Source organism: Ktedonobacter sp. SOSP1-52 (genome assembly GCF_016587395.1).
Window position 1 is genome coordinate 2,384,540 of the sequence record NZ_BNJH01000001.1, and the last position, 14,713, is coordinate 2,399,252.

14 protein-coding genes and 1 pseudogene are annotated in these 14,713 nt (G+C 50.9%); 4 read left to right on the plus strand and 11 right to left on the minus strand.

Annotated features, from left to right (window positions below; genetic code table 11):
- Positions 1-197: 197 nt before the first annotated feature.
- Positions 198-1,073, minus strand: coding sequence for a DUF6585 family protein (locus tag JMJ16_RS11260; RefSeq protein WP_201381227.1), 876 nt, complete (start codon positions 1,071-1,073; stop codon positions 198-200).
- Between the two features lie 372 nt (positions 1,074-1,445).
- Here JMJ16_RS11260 and JMJ16_RS11265 point away from each other — a divergent pair.
- A pseudogene (locus JMJ16_RS11265) lies at positions 1,446-2,256 on the plus strand (IS6 family transposase).
- An 88-nt stretch (positions 2,257-2,344) separates the two neighbouring features.
- A complete protein-coding gene (locus tag JMJ16_RS11270; RefSeq protein ID WP_201381228.1) occupies positions 2,345-2,704 on the plus strand; it encodes a hypothetical protein in 360 nt (119 codons plus the stop codon).
- 310 nt (positions 2,705-3,014) lie between these two features.
- Here JMJ16_RS11270 and JMJ16_RS56930 read toward each other — a convergent pair whose 3' ends face one another.
- A complete protein-coding gene (locus JMJ16_RS56930) occupies positions 3,015-3,221 on the minus strand; it encodes a VOC family protein (protein ID WP_201382829.1) in 207 nt (68 codons plus the stop codon).
- 101 nt (positions 3,222-3,322) lie between these two features.
- Between JMJ16_RS56930 and JMJ16_RS11280 the strand changes: the two genes are divergently transcribed.
- Positions 3,323-4,939 carry an ISL3 family transposase gene (locus JMJ16_RS11280; protein WP_201381230.1) on the plus strand — a complete coding sequence of 539 codons (1,617 nt, stop codon included), beginning with the start codon at positions 3,323-3,325 and terminating at the stop codon, positions 4,937-4,939.
- Here the strand turns inward: JMJ16_RS11280 and JMJ16_RS11285 are convergent.
- The 8 genes from JMJ16_RS11285 to JMJ16_RS11320 all read right to left on the minus strand — a co-directional run bounded on the left by JMJ16_RS11285 (position 4,927) and on the right by JMJ16_RS11320 (position 10,294).
- Positions 4,927-5,619 (minus strand): hypothetical protein, encoded by a 693-nt coding sequence (locus JMJ16_RS11285; RefSeq protein WP_201381232.1) that lies wholly within the window; start codon positions 5,617-5,619, stop codon positions 4,927-4,929. The two genes, JMJ16_RS11280 and JMJ16_RS11285, sit on opposite strands and share 13 nt — an antisense overlap.
- A 293-nt stretch (positions 5,620-5,912) precedes the next feature.
- Positions 5,913-6,491, minus strand: coding sequence for a recombinase family protein (locus tag JMJ16_RS11290; protein ID WP_201381234.1), 579 nt, complete (start codon positions 6,489-6,491; stop codon positions 5,913-5,915).
- Between the two features lie 260 nt (positions 6,492-6,751).
- Complete coding sequence (locus tag JMJ16_RS11295) at positions 6,752-7,150, minus strand: YxiJ family protein (RefSeq protein WP_201381236.1); 399 nt, start codon at positions 7,148-7,150, stop codon at positions 6,752-6,754.
- Between the two features lie 72 nt (positions 7,151-7,222).
- A complete protein-coding gene (locus JMJ16_RS11300) occupies positions 7,223-7,630 on the minus strand; it encodes a DUF6262 family protein (RefSeq protein ID WP_201381238.1) in 408 nt (135 codons plus the stop codon).
- Positions 7,627-7,806, minus strand: a complete 180-nt coding sequence (locus JMJ16_RS11305) for a hypothetical protein (protein ID WP_201381239.1) — start codon at positions 7,804-7,806, stop codon at positions 7,627-7,629. Before JMJ16_RS11305 ends, JMJ16_RS11300 begins: the two co-directional genes overlap by 4 nt.
- On the minus strand, positions 7,794-8,831 hold the full coding sequence (locus JMJ16_RS11310; RefSeq protein ID WP_201381246.1) for a tyrosine-type recombinase/integrase: 1,038 nt from the start codon (positions 8,829-8,831) through the stop codon (positions 7,794-7,796). The genes JMJ16_RS11305 and JMJ16_RS11310 overlap by 13 nt, the downstream gene beginning before the upstream one ends.
- A gap of 335 nt (positions 8,832-9,166) precedes the next feature.
- Entirely contained in the window at positions 9,167-9,799 is a 633-nt protein-coding gene (locus JMJ16_RS11315; protein WP_201381252.1) for a tyrosine-type recombinase/integrase, read from the minus strand.
- 3 nt (positions 9,800-9,802) lie between these two features.
- Positions 9,803-10,294: a site-specific integrase gene (locus tag JMJ16_RS11320; protein ID WP_201381254.1), complete on the minus strand. Its 492-nt coding sequence runs from the start codon at positions 10,292-10,294 to the stop codon at positions 9,803-9,805.
- A gap of 365 nt (positions 10,295-10,659) precedes the next feature.
- On the opposite strand from JMJ16_RS11320, the gene JMJ16_RS11325 reads away from it, so the two are divergent.
- On the plus strand, positions 10,660-11,226 hold the full coding sequence (locus tag JMJ16_RS11325; RefSeq protein WP_201381256.1) for a dihydrofolate reductase family protein: 567 nt from the start codon (positions 10,660-10,662) through the stop codon (positions 11,224-11,226).
- A 201-nt stretch (positions 11,227-11,427) separates the two neighbouring features.
- Here the strand turns inward: JMJ16_RS11325 and JMJ16_RS11330 are convergent, their stop codons facing one another.
- Positions 11,428-14,508 (minus strand): Tn3 family transposase, encoded by a 3,081-nt coding sequence (locus JMJ16_RS11330; RefSeq protein ID WP_201381258.1) that lies wholly within the window; start codon positions 14,506-14,508, stop codon positions 11,428-11,430.
- Between the last annotated feature and the right edge of the window lie 205 nt (positions 14,509-14,713).

The window sequence follows — 14,713 nt, forward strand, 5'->3', positions numbered from 1 at the left end:
TGTTCCATTCTTTGAGGCACGCGCAAATTGGTTGGCATAGGTAGAATATCTGCTTCATACATAGCAGACGCATCAACAACCTATATACGACGTTTTAAGGTAAAAATGTGTTTGAGCAAGAGGGCAACGCCAGTCCCTCCGAGTAAGAGCAGGCAAGTCACTATGACAAAACTTTTGATGCAAATATGCTCTTCGATTTAAGAGACCTCGCACATTTGGTCGATAACAGCCAGAATGAGTTCTATATTTGGTTGATCCTTAGTAGAGATGCTTAGGGTCGGAAAAGAAACTTCTTCCCTTGTATAGATGCGTATAAACCGCTCAGTTTCTTCAGCGTGGTCTATCTCCTGCCATGATAGGAATCTCTTGCCTTCAGCTGCGCTTCCAGTGATACCTCTTTTGTCTATGCGCGTGGAATCCGTCAGAAACAATTCCTTTCCTGCTCCAAATCTATGCAAGATGCGTGGAAGCTGGGTGTTGGTAATGCCTTCAGAGCAGAATGCGCCGAACTCATCCACGTTCTCTGTAATACGAGATGAGAGGCGAATTGCTGTTCCATCTGTGCAATCGAGGAGACACCGGTAATCAGGCCTAGTGAGGATTCCCCCAAGAAGACGCCCAAGAAGACCGTAATATCTATAAAAGTTTGCAGGCAAACGGTATTCTCGTAGCTCCTGAACCTCTTCCCAGGGATAGCATCTGAACTGTCCATAATGTGAGAGTACAAATCCTCCCTTATGCAGATAAATGCGTCGGCCTACGCCAATGAGCATATCCTTCCACACAAGAAAGAGCAGGAACATAAAAAAGAGAGCAAAGATACCGAAAATGAGAATAAACATAAAAAGAGAAAAAGGATCTCGATAACCATCATACCGCATACTCATAGTAATCTCTGAGAGAAGCATAAAACCTATCAAAGCGACCAGGGGCAATAGTATGATCGTTACGAGGATTGCCCTGGTAACTAACCAAGCAATCCGTGAAGGATATTCCGCCACAAATGCCCCTAGATTGTAGTCAGTTGCCATTTGTTGTATTCGTTGCGGAATGCCAGATGTGGAAGTCTCCATCAACATAATTTCCTTTCATTCTTCAAAAGATCTGTAGGTCAGCTAAGCAGTGATGTACGTGACTTCTCGTGCCTACGGCGCTCGCCTGAGAGTGGGTGTGGAGCACCTCATTGACAGAATTGTGTTTTTTATGTACAGTAATGATTATACAACGTTTTTGGTCATTACATTCCATAAAGGAAGGGTTATTTATTCGCCGAAAACTTGTTGAGCCATAAATCCATCCCTTTTTCTGATGCGTTGATGACTACCATCTGATCTCCGACTCGACCATCCATGAGTCCCTGCTCTTCTTGCTCGATCATCGGTTGTGTTGCAAAGATGACGCCAATGCGATAAGCTTGGGCTTATTTTCTGAAGAGAGGCCCTGTCATGGAAAATGCCAAACTGTTCAAATGGCGTCATGCGCGAAGCGGAGCTCATTTTGCTCTGTGTTCGTTGGTATCTTCGGTATGCTTTAAGCTACCGAGATCTCGAGGAGATGATGCGGGAGCGGGGCCTATCCATCGACCATACGACCATCTATCGCTGGGTTCAGCACTCTGCTCCAGAATTGGAAAAACGCTGTCGGCTTCACCTGAAAGCCTGGAATGATTCGTGGAAAGTCGATGAGACGTACATCAAAGTCAAGAAAGTCTGGATGTACCTCTATCGCGCAGTGGATTCTGAAGGAAATACGCTCGAGTTTCTCCTGAGCCCAACGCGGGATGCCGAGGCTGCCAAAGGCTTCTTCCTCAAAGCCTTGCAACGCACAACGTGTTCTCCCCCTCAAGACCGTTTGCCCCTGGAGCTCATGAAAGATCCCTCGGCAGAGGATGCGGTTCAACCCACCGCTTCTGCTCGTTTTGAGGTCCGCAGAATGATCCCAAGAGTGATCAATGTCGATAAGAACGCAGCCTATCCCAAAGCGATTGCTGGGCTTAAAGCAGCCGGAGTGCTGCCTGAACACGTGGAACTGCGGCAAGTGAAATACCTCAACAATCTGATCGAGCAAGACCACCGGTTCATCAAACGCTTGACCAAGCCAGGAATGGGCTTTTTCTCCTTCGAAACAGCCTGGCGAACCGTACAAGGCTTCGAGGTGATGAATATGCTGAGGAAGGGGCAGGTACAAGGAGTGAACAAAGGCGATGTACAAAGGCAGGCCGCACTAGTCACCAGACTCTTTGGAGTTGTTGTCTAAGCTGAACAAGGAGAGGCATTCCACGCTCATCTTGTTTCTTCTCATTTCTTGCAACACAACCCTTATTCGCGCCTCTGTAGAGATGGGTTTGGCCTCGATTGAGGGTGACGAGGATATGACCCCGATGTTTAATAATCCCATCAGCATAATTGTTCTTGACACGAAAACAATCGAGGAAGCCCGCGCAACAGTCCAGAAGGTCATTCAATCTGGGACGATTGAGCGTGGTGTGCTGATCTATAATGGCCGTGTGACACTTCCTACCGGTGAAAGGCATCGCTTGCTACTCCTGGAAGGTTATGAGAGCGGTCAGGATACCATTGTCCGCTTTAATCAATACTATCGACCACCCGTCAAAGCGGGTTTCTTTGGCAAAAAACGCCCCCTGGAGAGGATTGGCCGCTTGAAGTTCATGCCTGCTTCAATAAAGGTGAAGGAAATCCAGTAGATATTAGCGACACAGATTCGGAAGTGCTTATAAATGGCGCGCCTATCCTCATAACGAGGGCAGGCGCGTTGTTTAGCTTATATTGCTTAGTGAGCGGGCGTTGACCAGCTATTGTTGGCTGCAGCGTGGGGCGAGTCCGGGGCGATCTGCATGATCTCGATGCGGTGCCATCGGGATCGGTCAGCCAGTACTGCCAGTTGTTGTCCAGGCCACGGGTAGGCTCGCCGCTGATGGGGAGGCCACGCGTCTCCAGTTCTTTGAGTGTCGTTGCCATGTCCTCGACAAGAAGGCAGAAATGGTTGTCGCCGACCTAGGAGGACTTGTTCTCGCCAGTTGTGCCTGGGAAGAGTTCAATGAAGTGTCCTGGGGCGATCTGGAGATAGACAATCCAGGGCGAGGGCGTCCCCTCGCGATCCAGACGGAAGGCCTCACGCAGACCCAGCTTATTGCAATAGAAGTCCAGCGAGTGCTCCAGGTTACTGATGGTAATTTGCGCGAATGTTGAGCACTTTTTGATGGGTCATGCTCACTTTAGTTAGAGCTTGCTTGCTTCTACCAACGAGGGATGCTACATTAATTCCATCGATGGTCTCTTCATCCAGCACAGGAGTGCTTCATATGGTCTGGACGGATCTTCTCCCGCACTTTCCCCATCTTCAGATGGACTCTATCCACCAGGAAGGCCTGCTGGTTCTCATCACGCTAATTTCGACCCGTGAGACTGATGTATGTCCCACCTGTCAAACCCACTCGCGAGCGGGGCACGGCTGGTTTACTCGTCGCATTCACAGTCTTCCGTGTTCAGGCCGGGCAGTGGTTTTCCTGGTTCAAGCGCGGCGCTTTCGTTGCACCAACCCAACTTGCCCTCGCAAGACGTTTCGAGAAGATCTCTCCGCCCTTGCCAACCGCTATCAGCGCCGCACGCAAGCGGCAACACATCTCTTGTATAGCTTAGCAGCAATTGCTGGTGGTAAGGCTGGCGCCTGTTTAGCGAGGCAGATCCAGTTTCCCGCGAGTCGTTCCACGCTGCTTCGCTGTCTCCTTCGCCAGGCCGCGTCCTCATCCAGTGGCCCGAAGGTGGTTGGCGTCGACGACTTTGCCTGGACGAAACGGCGCCGATATGGCACCATTCTGGTGGATCTTGAAACACACCGGCTGCTGGCGCTCTTAGCCGACTGTGAAGGAGACACAGTAGCTGCGTGGTTTCGCCAGCATCCCAGCGTCCAGATTGTGACGCGCGACCGCAGCCCAAATTTTGCTGAGGCGATTCGACGGGGAGCACCCCACGCGCTTCATATTGCTGATCGCTTTCATTTGCATATGAATGCGATGACCTGCCTAGAAACGGTCCTGACGAGAGAGCAGGCCACCCTCTGCCGGGTAACGGCCGCCTTGCGTGCTGAATATCAAAAGGTAGAACCTACACCTGAGCCCTCGCTTTCGGTCTCTGAGCAGCAACGGGCCATGCGGCGCGCTCGTCGGTACGCGCGCTATGAGCAGGTCGTCCAGCTCAGTTCACAAGGCTGGTCCCAGCGTGCAATTGCGCAAGAAGTTGGGATTCATCCTCAGACAGTGGCTATCTATCTCAAAGCGGGGCAGTTTCCCGAACGTGCTCCTCACCCTCCACGCTCTCTCGCGATCCAGCCATATCTGGAGTATTTGCGGCAACGTTGGGAACAGGGAGAGCACAACGGACGCATCTTGTTCAAGGAAATCCGAGCGCAAGGATACTCTGCAGGACTGACGGGAGTCTATGTCGCCATTCAGCCTTGGCGCACGCATGGGCCAACAGCCAGCTTGGCTCGTGCGAAGGTCGTACAATTGTATCCGTCATATTCTCCAAAACAGATGCTTTGGCTCTTGTTCAAGGAGAAGCCAACTGTTGAAGAACAACGCTTTGTGCAGAGTGTGCTGGAGCAGAGCAAGACGATTGCCTGTGCGTATGAATATGTGCGCCGGTTTCGCCAGATCCTCACTGAGCGTGATGAGACTGCTTTGCATCCATGGGCATACGAAGCGGAGGCGAGTCAGGTTCCCGAACTTGCACGTTTTGTCCAGGGGCTGTGTCAGGATTGGGAAGCGGTCGAAAATGCTCTGCTGTTTGTCAGTAGCCAAGGCCAAGTTGAAGGCCAGGTAAATCGCTTGAAGGTCTTCAAACGACAAGGCTATGGGCGAGCCAATCCTGCCCTCTTACAGGCCCAGTTGATGGGAGCAAGCGAGCTCTACCGAACGTGATCAGGCTTGGCACCCTCTTGAGAAAAATGTCTTCTTCGTATCTTCTCCTGAATGGCGGCATCCCGTTGAGCCCGGATAGGTTGATATTCTTGCTCGGCTTCTGGCGTAAAAAAAGGAAAAGTGCATCGCTGAAAGGCCGCATCACACTCAATATCTCGCCAGTATTGTTCCAACGTACAAGCACCAATCAGTTGGATCGTCCGTTGGAACTCACGCCGGAACAAGAAAGGGACAAGCACCGTTGCTGCATCAATTTCGCTCTCTTCCCCTCCAAGAAAGCGGTGAAAATGATCAAGAAATAAGACGAAGGAGCCTGCTGACTCATGCATGGCGTTGAAGATCGAACGAAGCCGTTGTTCAAAGGGCTCCTTCTTATTGGGAAGATCAGCCAGCAACGCTTCATAATCCAGAGCAATCACCTGCCGTTGGGGTAATGGATCGGGAGCATCTCCTACGGCCATCCGACGAATCGCTTCTGCCACTACCTTCCAACGTCTGGCCTCACCATCATCTAAGAGAAGAGGATGGCGCTTTTTGTCCTCGCGCAAAAGAATCTGAAAGAGCTTGCTCACTGTGGCATCCTGGCCTTGAAGAGGAGCAAAGCTTCCTTGCCGTGCCAACACCGTCAAATTGTGTCCATAGCGCTCCAGTGGAAAAATTTTACTTTGGAAAGGTGGCATACAGATCCTCCTTGAGGCTGAGAAGGTGCATGTTCTCCGCTCGCCCTGTTTCTCTCCTGCAGTATCGCACAATTGCAAGGAAACGAGCAAATCTTCAAGTGGAAGTGGAAATGGAACTTGCACATTGGGAAAGCAAATGCGATCACAAGCAGCGATAGTGGATGAATCGGCTACATTGCGTCTTTTCCCTTCCCTTCCTAAGATTTGTTGAGGTTTTCCACTGAAAGTGGGCAAGAGCCGCAAAATCAGTTAGCCCTTCGCTTAATTTACCAGGTGTGACTGCCGATCTCCTGTCACGCTTGCGGATTCTGTTTCTCAGCATCCACCACATATTTGTAAAAGGTGGCCCGGCTCTTAAAACCAGTCAGGGCCATAATCTCAGGGACGGTGTTCTTCCTGGCTGCGTAGAGCTGACGTGCGCGCTCTAGCTGGTCGGGGCGTATCTTCGCCTTTGGCCTGCCCCCCTTCCGGCCTCTGGCCCTGGCGGCCTCAAGTCCCGCCTGGGTGCGCTCGCTAATAATGTCGCGCTCAAACTCAGCCAGCGCTCCGATGATGTGAAACATGAGCTTCCCCGTGGGGGTCGAGGTATCAATGTTCTCCTTCAAACTCTTTAACTCAACGCCGCGCCCTGAGAGTGTGTTCACGGTCTCGATTAGCTCTTTAAGCGAGCGTCCCAGTCTATCAAGTCTCCATACCACAATCACGTCTCCAGGGCGCGCAATATCGAGCATACGCAAAAATTCCGGGCGGTCGAACCGCTTGCCACTCATCTTATCCGTAAAGGTTCTATCGCACTGCTCGCACTTCATGGCATCTTCTTGCAGAGCAGTCGTTTGCTTGTCACGACTGACGCGAATATAGCCTAACTTCATCCTGGTTGGCTCCTTCCTGCCTACTGATGACTTTATAGTACAGTAACTCATCTCTGCCTAACTATTCTTAGACATTGTTTTGCAGACGGAAATACAGACACTATTGTAGCACATTTAGGTGGTTTCGGGGTGCGTTTCTGGCGGTGTGGGAAGTGTCTGTAAAACGTTCGTTATCTAAAGTTTAGTCTCAAAATAAGCACGTGCCACATAAAAGATATGTCCTGAATGATCACAAATAACATCAAACAATATCAATTTACTCACAACTCATCCTCAGTGAGGAGCAAGGAGAGCACGATCTCCTGCATCTTTTTTGTGCTCCCATACATGTGAGCGAATTGTGGAAATTGCTCCCATTCATCTTCAAGGAAACAATACATTGGGAAAATGGCAAAAAAATCTCCACGTGCTAACCAGTGAATGGCTGTCGTTGGTGCATCTTCTGCATTCCCTGTTAAAAGACGAGAAGCAAGTCCGTGGATAGCCATAAAATAGGTATTGAGATCCGCTGATAACTGATCATCGTCTCCCAACATCTTGAAGTGAGAAGTGAGCCTCTTGGTTTCTCGCATTTTTCGCAGATCATCATAAGGGAATGGACCCTGTATCCCTTGAGAGAGATCGTGTAGTTCCTGTAATAAGAATTCTCTGGTTCTCACCTTTTTTCCTCCGTCTCAATAAACCGTACCTTGAACGCGCCGAGGTGCTTGAGAAGAGATCCAACCCTCCTTTTACACCCGTTCATACAATTTTCCACGAGCGACTTTTAACTCTTCCTTGAGCTTGCGATTTTCTTCTTCCAGGGCCTTGATTCGCCGATCCTTGGCGGCGAGCAACACTTCTTTCGTTTTGTCTGTGCGAGCCTGATGAAGCCTTCGTTCTGCCCATCGTTGTTCCACACGCTCCTGGCCTTGCTGTGTTCGTAGCGCTTCGATACGCTCTCGCACGTCGGCATGCGCATACAAATAGCTCTTCGTCACCTGTGCTATCTTCGCAACCGTGTTGAAATTCACGACTGCTTGTTCCCGCAGCAGTTGGTCAATGGCCTGGTGGACACGCTGCTGAGTTTCCATTGTTTTACGCTGCGCATATGCAAGGAGACCACGCGTGTTTGGCTGAACCGACGTTTTGTTTCTCATGCTCGCTTTGCCCTTTCTTCTGGCGTGTATTCACGGAGGGCCTTGCCAGCCGGATGGTGCAGATTCCCATTTCGCAGGACCTGGATCACCGGAAGCAGTCTGCCCATTTTCTGAGTGTTCCGCTCAACCCAAATCTCACTCCCGGCTTTCTTCCCCAGTTCAATCAGCTCACGCATCTCGCGTTCTTCCCGCTCAAATTGGGGAGAAAATCGGGCGTTGTGCAAAAATGGTGGCAGGTGTAACAAGGAGTTTCCTGTGTTGGGCAATTCGCCTTCTTTGGTTTGAAACAATATCCATTGGGAAGACGAACAGCATCGAGGTTGTGCCGGATGTGCTCCCATTCGATCTCTTGCTCCTTCACCAATTGCTCAGGATCGACTGACTTTGGGACTCCCGCAGGGTCAATGCGCACCGCTCCTTTCGCAAATGCCTCTTCCCAGGCTCGTCGCATGGTAGGATCAAGGAGTTTAGCATACACCATCGTCATGTGCGGTGAAAGGTGAGCCATCCATTTCTGCACATAGAATAGGCTCATCCCATTGTTGATCAATTCGACGGCTTTGGTATGACGAAAGGCATGCGCCTTGAGGCGAAAGGGCTTTCCCGCATCATCAGTCAGTTCAGCTTTCTTGCTGAAGGAAGTGAGCACATACCTAAAATCATCGGCACTTTGAGCCAGCCCAGTTCGGTCTTCTTTTTGCGCTGGGAAAAGATACTTGCGAGGGTTTCTCTCAGGAGGAATATGCTCCTCCACATATTTTTGCTGGGTCGTCACCAGCGCTGCGATCTCGTTAGAGATCGGTACTCTGTGGTTGAGTACATTGGTTTTGCGAATGTCGCCGCAAAGCCACCATCCACTCGGAGAATGTTCCAGACAGGTATCACATCGTAAATTAAGCACATCTGAGATGCGCCAGCCCGACGCCCGTAACAGAATAAAGACAGGCAAATGCTCTGCTGGAAACAGATGGATCTGCTGATCAATTTGTTGCAAGACGCTTTCTGGGATATATTTTACCGTCTCGCCATTGTAGTAATTGGCTTTCCTGCCCACATCATCGGGCCAAATGAGTTTCCCAATCGGCTGGTGAGGTGCTTCAAACGCTGATCGTTGTTGGAGGTATTCCAAAAATTGCTTGAGTGTCGAAAGCGCATAAATCATCTCTTGCTCACTCCAGTGTTTCCCATGATCGGTTCTCAAATAGACCAGATATGCTTCTGTGTCTGCACGATCTAACTGCTGAAAATGGGTAGCGTCTGGGTGCCGCGATATGAAGAAATCGAGAAAGGTCTCAAGATGACGGATCTTGTTTCTACAATGATCGACTGAGTATTTCATGAGCGTCAGCTGGATATGCCTCTTCACGACAGGGCGAAATGCTGGAGCAATGTACGTGAAATTTAGGAAGAAAACGCTTCTGCAAGGGGAATAGCGGGTTCCCGGAATGCAGCGGGCATCCCAAATGTCTTTGGCAAACTCTGCTTCAACCGGATCAGGAAAAGGAAACGGAGAAACGTGGGAATGCGATGCTGGCATTACCTTTCCTCCTGTCCTGGTTGGCTCAAACGAAGCCGTTCCTGCGTTTGTTCCCACGCCTCTCGTAACTCCTCGTCGTCTGGGTGTACATAGAGTTGGTAGGTCGAGGAGATCTGGGTATGTCCGGCTCGTTCTCGGAGCAACTCTGGTCGCCATCCATGTTTAGCCAAGCTGGTTAAAGAGCTGTGACGAAGCAGATGAGCATGAGCATCAATTCCCGTTTTCTTTTTCAACCTCTGAAACAGATCGTTGACATCGGCGTACTCCAGGGGCTGACCAGAGCGTCTACCGTGCAACTTAATGAACACGTGATTGGTTTCCACCTCCTCGGTATGAACAACCACGAGGTAATCCAAGATGGAATTGATCAATTCGCGTGAGACATCAACTTTTCGGCAACTCGCAGGTGTTTTGATTTCTGCTCTATTGATGAGCTGGCCCCGGTCACGAACTGAGATCTGACAGCGCTCAATATCAAGATCCTCAACCCAAAGAGCAAGGCACTCTCCTATGCGAAGAGAACTCTCATACAGAAGCCGTAAGAGCAGTTTGTCACGCAGATTCTCACAGGCATTGATGAGTGTTTCAATTTGCAGCGTGGTCAGTGTCTTCGGCTTGTATTGTCTTGGCACCTGTTACTTGAGGAGGTTCTTCTCGACCAATTGGCTGTTAGTGATATGGTGCAAGAAACGTTTGTACGAGCGAGTTCTGGCGGGCAGGTAGCCGCGCGTTTGCTCGGTGAGATCAGTCGTGAGTTCATCACACCGCCACAGATAGTCGTAGAAGCCTGCAACTGCTGTAATACACTGATTAATGGTGGTATTCGTCCGGGCTTGCCTTACTGGCTGAACAGGAAGCACTTTCAAGGAACGGTAGGGATTTTTGAGCCAGAGAACAAAACCCGCCAAATCATCGAGCGTCACGCAAGCATGATCAAGGTGTTCTTGTGCGAGATACGTAAAGTACAAGGAGAGACTATGAGCATACGCACGGAGTGTATTCCGTGCGCGGCCAATGGCATGAAGATATTTGAGATAGCGCACGACAGGAATGATCAGATCTCCGCTCTCATCAACAAGGACATATCGGATCTCGTGGTCAACAGTTAGAATTTCTTGGACAGGCATGGGATTCCTCTTTCCACTTTCATCATCAACCTCGTTATTGTCCCATGTCATGGACGTTGAAGACTATCTTACAGGACCTGCGTTATATCGTCAATAGCCAGTGAAACAGAGCGTATTTCCTCTCATTAAAGACTATGAAGATGCTTCTCTTATTACCTTTAGATAACGGTCGTTTGTTGCGACGATGAAACTGGTGATGGAGCCAGATGAGCATTCCCTAACGGCACCGGCGAGTCTTTTGCGCATCACCTGGCACAATCACCCAAAAAGGGTGATTGTGCCAGCCCTCGTCGCTGTGCTATCCTTTGCCAGAGATGTCTGGTGAGAAGTTCCACCAGCGCAAGAGCGAGAACAGAGGAGGTCAAATGTCTAGATCAGTGCTCTACATGTCGATGTCCCTCGACGGCTACATCGCCGGTCCCAACGATACACCGGACAACCCGGGTGGCGACGGCTTCATGCGGTTGCATGAGTGGTACGGGGAGAACTTTCATCCGGAAGGGCCGGCCGGAGAAGTAGTAGACGAAGAGAGCTCTTACGGTGCGATCGTGGCGGGTCGGCGGACCGTGGAGCAGGTCGATCACTGGGGCGGAGAACGGAACGGTGTCCGCATCTTCGTGGTCAGCCATCGACCGCCCGGTCCCTCGGTGGCCAACTATCCGTTAGTGACGTATGTGACCGATATCGTCAGCGCGATGGCACAGGCCAAGGCCGAAGCCGGGGAGCGCAACGTACTGGTACATGGCGCCTACACAGCCCAACGGGCGCTCGAAGCCTCCGTGCTGGACGAGTTGCAGATCCATCTGATCCCGGTGCTCTTCGGCGGCGGCCGACGGCTCTTCGACGTGTTGCCGTCGCGCGTCGAGTTAGAGATCGTCAGGGTGGTCGATACGCCGCAGGCCACACACATCCGCTACCGCGTCCGGAGCTAACGCCGGTCGAGAGCGACCACATGGCGCGTGGTTGGTCGGGTGAGCCTCCCGGATCGAGAGCGGGTGAGAAGTCGCGACTTCTCGGATTCAGAAGCGTTGGTTTCTTGAGCTGTATGTCCCAGGAAATCAACGATTTTGATACTCAGCAGTTCATTTCACATAAACTGCTGAGTATGGCAAGAGATCGAGAAAGATACATCTTTAGGAATGAGAGAGGGTGCTACGATCTTCTTCAGCTTTCTCCTGTGTCTCTTGATTTTCCTGTTCTGGAAGCCGCAATGGTCGAAGATTGTTGAGAGAACGAGCCGATTGATGGCTAAAACTGTATTGGCCGATGAGATTGATATGTTCCCATCCCAGCGGGGTTATATGAGGAAGATACTCTTCAGGAACCGTTTCCCCCCGCTTTTTCAGCTCCTCAACAGCCTGGGAAAGGTAGACCGCATTCCAGGTGGCAATAGCCGCCATAATCAGATGGAGGCAGCTTGCGCGGTGCATCTGGTCCTCGAATGCTCGATCCCACAGTTCCCCATGTTTGCCTGAGAAGAGTTGTCGGGCCAATGCATGAAGTGCTTCCCCTTTGTTCAGGCCGATAAGGATACGGCGACGAAGTGCTTCGTCCTGAAAATAGTCGAGGAGGAAAGAAGTTCGCTCCAGTTTTCCTAGCTCAGTCAGCGCACTTGCTAGTCGATTTTGTCGGCTGTAGGCACGTAATCGGCGCATGAGTAGTGACGCCGAAACGGACCCATGACGAATCGATGAGGTGACACGTTGCATCTCTTCCCAATGCTCGATGATATATTTGGCCCGTACCGGAGAGGCAATCAGTTCGTTGAGGGGACCTTGATCAGAAACCGGTTGATAGATGTAGAGATTTCTATCGAGTGAGGAGCTGATACGGGGGGCAAACTTGAAACCCATTAAGGCCGTTAAAGCGAAGACGTGGTCGGTACTGCCTCCAGTATCAGTATAATGTTCGCGGATGTGCAGATCACTTTCATGATGACAGAGGGCATCGATCACATGTAAGGCTTCGCTCTCGTTCGTACTAATGACCTGCTGTTTTCCAAAAGGCATCCAGATATCGGCGGTATGAGAGTAGAAGGTGACGCCTTTTCCAAAGCCGAAATGGCGAGCATTTCGGACGGCATTGGGGGTCTTGACCACCGTTTCAATGCGCATCCCATCAGAAGATGAGCTGGTTCCGTCGCCCCACATCCGGGCAAATGGGAGATTCAGCACAAAATTATCCAGGGTTGCCAGGGCAGTCAGCAGAGTCTCCTCGCGGATATGCCAGTCAACCGACCAAGAGAGTTGATGATAGCTGTAGGGACAGGAATCTGCCATTTTGGAGAGGCCATAATTCATTCCCATCCCCATCAGCCCGGCGACCAAAATCAGCCGCTGAGAGCCTGTGGTCGCCATTCCTGTACTCAGATGGGTCAGGTGACGCAAAAAGCCAGTCCAGTTATCTACTTCAAGTAACAGATCCGCAAGAGGGATACGTGGCAGGAACGTTGACAAACGGCGGCTGTGATACTCTGCCTGCTCTGGGACTGCTTTTTCTAAAGATGGGAGTTGAAGCTTGCCATGCTCATCCAGGCGAAGACTCCCAGGCACCACACCAATCGACTTGCGCAGGAGTGAGAGCTTCTCGACAATTTCCTGCTGTTTTTGCTCCAAGTAGTGCTCGGCAGTTCCTTTTACCGCCAATCTCGTCTCCTTTTTCTCGATGAGCTGCGCAAATTCCTGTTTCGGCAAGAGGTAATCTTCAAAAGGCTGGTGCCGCCGCGACCCGCCAACCGCTACATCTCCAGAGTGAAGTCGAGCATTGAGCGCTTCAAAGGCCGCTGCTTCATACTGATTGGGCGCAATCTCGTCTCCAAGAATGACATGCTTCCTCCACTTGTCTGTGAGATGCGAGAGCGGGGTCGCCACTGTCTGCTTTCCCACCCGCTGCTCTACTCCTGTCACCCGTTTCCGAGATTTCTGCAAACGAGCAGCGTGATCCAGAGCCTGGATCGCAGGTGTCCCAGAGGGTCCTGGCTGGAAATCAAGCGCTTGATAGAGCGTGAATAAGCTTTTACGTATCGGCACATAGCGAGTCTCGATCAGATCCAGGGAGTCAAAGTCTTCTGGTCGTAGCAGCGCTTTGGCGGAGGTGACGGTTTGTTGAAGGACGCTGGCTGGCACCCGCGCCAGCACAGCCTCTTTGATGTCATTGCCCTCTTCACAGCTTTGCAAGAATGCTTCTGCCGCACGCGTAAGGACCGTGAGGTGTGCGTTGATTTTGCAAGCATTCACTCGTATATGCTTGTCCTGTTTTCTCTCACCCTTGCGTAACAGATCGGCGAGTAGTTTGTCAAACTGGTCCAGCGCTAAGTCTGTGAGATCTTGTGATAACTCATGTAAGTAGGTCAGTAACAAGCTATATCGCCGCTTCCTCGATGTTATTTTAAGCAAAGGCTGTGCGGAAAGCTTGCTGCATTTGCGTGCCAGATGCAGCACACGATTCTGATGCAGCGTGGTGGGTACTGAGGGCAGATCCAGTTCGCGAATGAAGAGAAGACGCTCAACGATTTTGTTGATACTCTTTGGGGAAGGATCTCCTGTAGTTGCTCTCAACCAGGCTAATCGGGTATGTCCCCCAAGCCTGGTTTCGTTTTGGAGAAGGGCATCTAGCCTGGTTTTGTGCTCTTGCGTAAGCCGTGAGGTGAGGACATTGTAGAGGTGATCTTCCGCCAAGCGCAGGACGACCCAGATCAACTTTTCCGTTTGGACCAATGTGGGTGGCAGGATACGCTCTTTGCGGAAAAACTCAAAGGCTTGTTCAATGAGGGGAACCGCTCGATCACTCTCTAACGCGTGAGGGAGAAGAAACCGGGCGCAGGCCCTATATTCTCGCCATCCACACCTGCGATAGCCACACTCCTTGCAAATCTCATCGATGTGTTCATAGAGTGTTCCAGGGCGATTTCCATACTCAGCAAAGGCGCTAATGGGCAGATGAATCTGTCCAGCAATACTGGTCAAGATCGGTCGCGGCACCTGCTTCTGATTGCTATATTCAGCTAAAGGACGACCTGGAAAATGCAGAAGGGCCAATTGAACAGCGAAACCAAAGCGATTGGCTGGCCGCCTACGGTGATTGACTAGCTCTAACTCTTCTGGGGTGAGGGTGTAATAACGAGCGAGATCTCGATCATCAAGGTCTGTTGGGATCTCCATCATGATCTGACGCTGCTCATCGGTCAGATAGGCCGGAACTTTTTTATGGGGCATGGGGACGCACTCCAAATCTATCAACAAGAATGTATCTTTCTTACTATACCCTCATGCCCCTGACAAGCTTAGCGGAATCCTTCAGGACTTTTTTACCGTTCGCTTTCCCTTAGCGGAATCTATCGGGGAAATTATGTCGGGACCCCAACTTTTGGTTCCTAGCGTGCTCAAACCCTCAGGACTCGTCTCGTTTTAGGCCTCCCAG

What these genes read in the sequence shown, in the direction of transcription:
- JMJ16_RS11330 (WP_201381258.1), bottom strand. Translation starts at nt 14,508, where the DNA reads ATGCCCCATAAAAAAGTTCCGGCCTATCTGACCGATGAGCAGCGTCAG.
- JMJ16_RS11305 (WP_201381239.1), bottom strand. Translation starts at nt 7,806, where the DNA reads ATGCGTGAGCTGATTGAACTGGGGAAGAAAGCCGGGAGTGAGATTTGG.
- JMJ16_RS11290 (WP_201381234.1), bottom strand. Translation starts at nt 6,491, where the DNA reads ATGAAGTTAGGCTATATTCGCGTCAGTCGTGACAAGCAAACGACTGCT.
- JMJ16_RS11325 (WP_201381256.1), top strand. Translation starts at nt 10,660, where the DNA reads ATGTCTAGATCAGTGCTCTACATGTCGATGTCCCTCGACGGCTACATC.
- JMJ16_RS11260 (WP_201381227.1), bottom strand. Translation starts at nt 1,073, where the DNA reads ATGGAGACTTCCACATCTGGCATTCCGCAACGAATACAACAAATGGCA.
- JMJ16_RS11300 (WP_201381238.1), bottom strand. Translation starts at nt 7,630, where the DNA reads ATGAGAAACAAAACGTCGGTTCAGCCAAACACGCGTGGTCTCCTTGCA.
- JMJ16_RS11280 (WP_201381230.1), top strand. Translation starts at nt 3,323, where the DNA reads ATGGTCTGGACGGATCTTCTCCCGCACTTTCCCCATCTTCAGATGGAC.
- JMJ16_RS11320 (WP_201381254.1), bottom strand. Translation starts at nt 10,294, where the DNA reads ATGCCTGTCCAAGAAATTCTAACTGTTGACCACGAGATCCGATATGTC.
- JMJ16_RS11285 (WP_201381232.1), bottom strand. Translation starts at nt 5,619, where the DNA reads ATGCCACCTTTCCAAAGTAAAATTTTTCCACTGGAGCGCTATGGACAC.